1 protein-coding gene and 1 pseudogene are annotated in these 1,196 nt (G+C 66.5%); both read right to left on the reverse strand.

What is annotated here, in order from left to right:
* Positions 1 to 128 (reverse strand): annotated as a pseudogene (locus AB3X89_RS39775) (1,2-phenylacetyl-CoA epoxidase subunit B); the annotation flags it as partial.
* Positions 129 to 197: 69 nt separating this feature from the next.
* Positions 198 to 1,196, reverse strand: a 999-nt coding sequence (gene paaA / locus AB3X89_RS39780) for a 1,2-phenylacetyl-CoA epoxidase subunit PaaA (protein WP_368588000.1), incomplete at its 5' end; no start/stop codon positions are given.

The following is a 1,196-nucleotide window of genomic DNA, read 5'->3' on the forward strand; positions in this document are numbered from 1 at the left end:
GTGTAGACGTCGCGCGCCATGCGCAGCGCCATCGGCGCGTCGGCCGCGTGCAGACTGCCGCAGTGCTTGTGGTCGAGGCCCTGCCTGCTGCGCACGAACACTTCCCAAATCGGCCATTCCTTGTTCATTGCTGATCTCCTGATTCCTGACTCTCGCTGATTTTTCGCGGGTGTTTCGCGGGTGTTTCGCCGTGCCGCTCAGGCGGCGTGCTGTTGCGCGCGCTGGCGCTGCTTGTCCGCATGGGCGAGTGCGGCTTCGCGCACCCAGGCGCCGTCTTCATGGGCCTTCACGCGGGTCGCGAGGCGCTCGCGGTTGCACGGGCCGTCGCCATTGACGACGCGCCAGAACTCTTCCCAGTCGATGTCGCCGTAGTCGTAGTGGCCGCGCGCCTCGTTCCATTTGAGCTCCGCATCGGGCAGCGTGACGCCGAGCACCTTCGCCTGCTCGACGGTCGCGTCGACGAATTTCTGGCGCAGGTCGTCGTTGGTGATGCGCTTGATGCCCCATTGCGCCGACTGGTTGCTGTGCACCGAGTCCTTGTCGCTCGGGCCGAACATCATCAGCACCGGCCACCACCAGCGGTTCACCGCCTGCTGCACGAGCTCGCGCTGCGCGTCGGTGCCGGCCATCATCGCGAGCAGCGCGTCGAACCCCTGACGCTGGTGGAACGACTCTTCCTTGCAGATGCGGATCATCGCGCGGGCATAGGGCCCGTACGTGCAGCGGCACAGCGGGATCTGGTTCATGATCGCCGCGCCGTCGACCAGCCAGCCGATCACGCCGACGTCGGCCCAGGTGGGCGTCGGGTAGTTGAAGATGCTCGAATACTTGGCCTTGCCCGCGTGCAGCGCGTCGATCAGCTGCTCGCGCGACACGCCGAGGGTTTCGGCGGCGCTATACAGATAGAGCCCGTGGCCGGCCTCGTCCTGCACCTTGGCGATCAGGATCGCCTTGCGCTTGAGGCTCGGCGCGCGGGTGATCCAGTTGCCCTCGGGCAGCATGCCGACGATTTCCGAGTGCGCGTGCTGCGAGATCTGCCGCACCAGCGTTTTGCGGTACGCGTCGGGCATCCAGTCCTGCGGCTCGATCTTGCCGTCGGCGGCCATGACCGCGTCGAAGCGCGCCTGTTCGGGCGAATTCGCATCCGCGTCCAGCGGGGCGACGTTGCCGGGGATATCGAGGGATTGGGTGTACAT

It is taken from the genome of Paraburkholderia sp. BR14320 (genome assembly GCF_040948665.1).
In the GTDB taxonomy this organism is placed as follows: Bacteria; Pseudomonadota; Gammaproteobacteria; order Burkholderiales; family Burkholderiaceae; genus Paraburkholderia; species Paraburkholderia youngii.